The organism is Bradyrhizobium sp. WYCCWR15520, assembly GCF_056174665.1.
In genome coordinates this window covers 1-759 of sequence record NZ_JBWBWM010000160.1, presented here as the reverse complement: position 1 = coordinate 759, position 759 = coordinate 1, and the positions used below count along the sequence as shown (strand labels likewise).

Below are 759 nucleotides of genomic sequence, written 5' to 3'. Positions count from 1 at the left end.
CGCGAATCCCGATCGTTCCCGCATCCGGCCATTGGAATGACGCCTCTTTCGCAACTGACCCGCCGCAATTTCCTGATCGCAGCGCATGATGGGCTGGCGACGGCGCTTGCGCTGCTGGCGAGCTTCTACCTGCGCTTCGAGGGCGGCGAGGCCTTCTATGCCCGCCTGCCGCTGTTGCTGCGCATCCTGCCGCTGTTCGTCATCTTCAGCGTCGTGATCTGTTACGTCTTCAACCTGACAACGACGAAATGGCGTTTCATTTCGCTTCCCGATGCGCTGAACATCCTGCGCGTGGCGAGCGTCCTGGCGGTCGCGCTCATCGTGCTGGACTATGCGTTCATCTTCGGGGCATCGAACGGCAAGGCGCCGGTGCTGTTCGGCCGCATCACCATCGTTCTCTACTGGTTTCTCCAGATATTCGCGCTGAGCGCGCTCCGTTTCGGCTACCGCTATTTCCGTTACACGCGGGTTCGCCGCCATGCCCGGACCGAAGGCGCGTCGCCGACCCTTTTGATCGGACGCGCCGCCGACGCGGAGGTGCTGCTGCGCGCGATCGAGAGCGGAGCCGTCAAGCAGCTTTGGCCGGTCGGCGTGCTGTCGCCGTCGGCTGCGGACCGCGGGCAATCGATCCGCAACGTCCCGGTGCTCGGCGGCATCGATGACGTCGAGGACGTGATCCGCGACTATGCCGGCCGCGGAAAGCCGATTGCGCGGCTCGTGATGACGCCGTCGGCGTTCGAACCCGAGGCGCATCCCGAA

Annotated in this window: 1 protein-coding gene; it reads left to right on the top strand. The window is 64.7% G+C overall.

Annotated elements, in window-relative coordinates; genetic code table 11:
• Window positions 1-36: 36 nt before the first annotated feature.
• Window positions 37-759: nucleoside-diphosphate sugar epimerase/dehydratase (locus AC0QUY_RS42635; RefSeq protein WP_475391730.1), on the top strand; the 723-nt coding region annotated here is incomplete at its 3' end.